The sequence below is a fragment of the Isoptericola sp. NPDC057391 genome (assembly GCF_042668085.1).
GTDB lineage: Bacteria > Actinomycetota > Actinomycetes > Actinomycetales > Cellulomonadaceae > Isoptericola.
The window spans coordinates 1-2,392 of record NZ_JBHVBO010000284.1; the positions used below are offsets into that span (position 1 = coordinate 1).

General features: G+C 76.9%; 3 protein-coding genes. 2 read left to right on the plus strand and 1 reads right to left on the minus strand.

The annotated features are described in order from the left end of the window. Positions 1-133 precede the first annotated feature (133 nt). On the plus strand, positions 134-1,156 hold the full coding sequence (gene add / locus ACFUVW_RS20235; protein ID WP_430573090.1) for an adenosine deaminase: 1,023 nt from the start codon (positions 134-136) through the stop codon (positions 1,154-1,156). A gap of 22 nt (positions 1,157-1,178) precedes the next feature. Here the strand turns inward: add and ACFUVW_RS20240 are convergent, their stop codons facing one another. After that, a complete protein-coding gene (locus ACFUVW_RS20240) occupies positions 1,179-1,760 on the minus strand; it encodes a TetR-like C-terminal domain-containing protein (RefSeq protein ID WP_430573091.1) in 582 nt (193 codons plus the stop codon). A gap of 94 nt (positions 1,761-1,854) precedes the next feature. Here ACFUVW_RS20240 and ACFUVW_RS20245 point away from each other — a divergent pair, with 94 nt between their 5' ends. Further along, positions 1,855-2,268: a hypothetical protein gene (locus ACFUVW_RS20245; protein ID WP_430573092.1), complete on the plus strand. Its 414-nt coding sequence runs from the start codon at positions 1,855-1,857 to the stop codon at positions 2,266-2,268. The last annotated feature ends 124 nt before the right edge of the window (positions 2,269-2,392 follow it).

A 2,392-nucleotide genomic window follows, 5' to 3' on the forward strand; every position in this document is an offset into this window, starting at 1 on the left:
GCACGCTGGGCGCGGCCCCGCCGCTGTGTCGCGTCGCCGTGTCGTGTCGCTGTGTCGTGTCGCTGTGTCGTGTCGCTGTGTCGTGTCGTTGCCCCCCGACGACCGGGCAGCAGCACCCCGTACGCTGCCTCGCATGGTCCCCACCTCGACGACCCCGTCGTCCACCCTGCGCCCGCCCCGTGCCGAGCTTCACCTGCACCTGGAGGGGACCCTCGAGCCCGACCTGGCGTTCGCCCTGGCGGAGCGGAACCGGGTGGACCTGCCGTTCGCGGACCCGGCGGCGCTGCGCGCCGCATACGCCTTCACGGACCTGCAGTCCTTCCTGGACCTGTACCACGCGACGTCGCAGGTGCTCCGCACGGCCGAGGACTTCGCGGACCTGACTCTCGCGTACCTGCGGCGGGCCGCGGCGGGCGGGGTGCGGCACGCGGAGCTCATGGTGGACCTGCAGACCCACGTGGCGCGGGGCGTGCCCCTCGCGGAGGTGGTGGCGGGCGTGACGCAGGGGCTCGCGGACGGCGAGGCGGAGCTCGGCGTCTCCGGCCTGCTCGTCGCGGCCTTCCTGCGGCACAGGCCCGGGTCTGAGGCGGAGGCGCTGCTCGACGACCTCCTGGCCCTCGGCGCGCCCGTCGCCGCCGTGGGGCTCGCGTCCACCGAGGTGGGCTTCTCGGCGGCCCCGTTCGCGCCCGCGTTCGCCAAGGCCGCCGCCCACGGGCTGCGGCGCACGGCGCACGCCGCCGAGGAGGGCCCGGCCTGGCACGTCACCGAGGTCCTGGACCTGCTCGGTGCGGAGCGGGTGGACCACGGCATCCGCGCGCTCGAGGACCCGGACGTCGTGGCGCGGCTGGTGCGCGACCAGGTCCCGCTCACCGTGTGCCCCGTCTCCAACGTGCGGCTGCGGGCGGTGCCGTCCCTCGCGGAGCACCCGCTGCCGGCGATGCTCGAGGCGGGCCTGAACGTCTCGGTGAACTCCGACGACCCGTCGTACTTCGGCGGCTACGTCGACGAGGTCGACGACGCCGTGACCGCGCAGTTCCACCTGACCCGCGACCAGCGGGCCGACCTCGCGGCGGCGTCGTTCCGCGGGTCCTTCCTGCCGCCCGAGGTGGCCGCGCGTCACGTCGCCGACGTCGAGGAGTGGCGCCGAGCGGGCTGAGCGGCGCGCCCGGGCGCATCCCTCAGCGCGCGAGCAGGGCGATGCCGACGGCGCCCGCGGCGGCGTCGTAGCGCGCCGCCCGGGCGGCCTCGTCGCCGGGCAGCAGCCCCGCGAGCTCGAGGGACACCAGGCCGTGCACGAGGCCCCAGAGCCCGACGGCCACGGACTCGGCCTCGCGCGGGGGAGCGCCCAGCACGCGGGCGGTGGCGTCCCGCAGCACGCGGAAGGTCGGCTGGTCGACGGGGGCGGGGGCGTCCGCCCCGGGCCGCACGGCGCGCTCGAACATCGTGCGGTAGAAGTGCGGGTCGTCCAGCGCGCTGCGACGGTACGCCATGCCGAGGGCGCGCAGGTCGGCGGCCGCGTCGTCGGTGCGCGGGACGGCGGCCAGGTGGTCCCCGAAGCGGCGGAACCCCTCGGCGCTGACGGCGGCGAGCAGCTCCTCGCGCGAGCCGAAGAGGGCGTACACCGCCGACGCGCTCGTCCCCGCGGCGGCCGCGACGGCCCGGACCGTCACGGCGTGCTCGCCCCCCGTGGACAGGGCCTCGGAGGTGACCTCCAGCAGGCGGGTGCGCAGGGCGTCGTCGTGCAGGCGGGGGCGGGCCATGCGGTGAGCGTAGACCCCTTGACGCACCAATGCGAACGGTGTTCTATAACAGTGTTTGTAAACGTCGTCGCCACCCGCACCCCCGGAGGTCCCCGTGCTCGAGCTCACCGACGCCGCCCGCATCACCGCGGGGGTCGTCCTCCTGACCGTCGTCGGTATCGAGTCCGGCGGCTGGTTCCTCGTCAAGGTGGTCACCGGGAAGGCGCCCGCGACGCCGTTCCAGACGTCCTTCTTCCGGGCGGGACACGCGCACGCCGGCGTGCTCGTCATCCTCGGCCTGCTGTGCGTCCTGCTCACCGAGGCGACGGACCTCGCGGGCGGCTGGCGCTGGCTCGCCGCGACCGGGGTGCTGGTGGCCGCGATCCTGCTTCCCGCCGGGTTCTTCCTCTCCGCCGTGGGCGCGGGGCGCACGTCGCCGAACCGGGCGGTCCTGCTCCTGCCCGTGGGCGGGGTCGTCCTCGCGCTCGGCATCGTGACGCTGGCCGTGGGGCTCCTCACAGCGGGCTGAGCCCCGGCCCGGGGGGGGGGGGGGGGGGGGGCCCCCCCCCCCCGCGCCCCGGGGGGGGCCCGCCCCGGGGGGGGGGCCCCGGGGGGGGCCCAGTGGCCACCCCGCCCCCCCCCCCCCGGGCGCC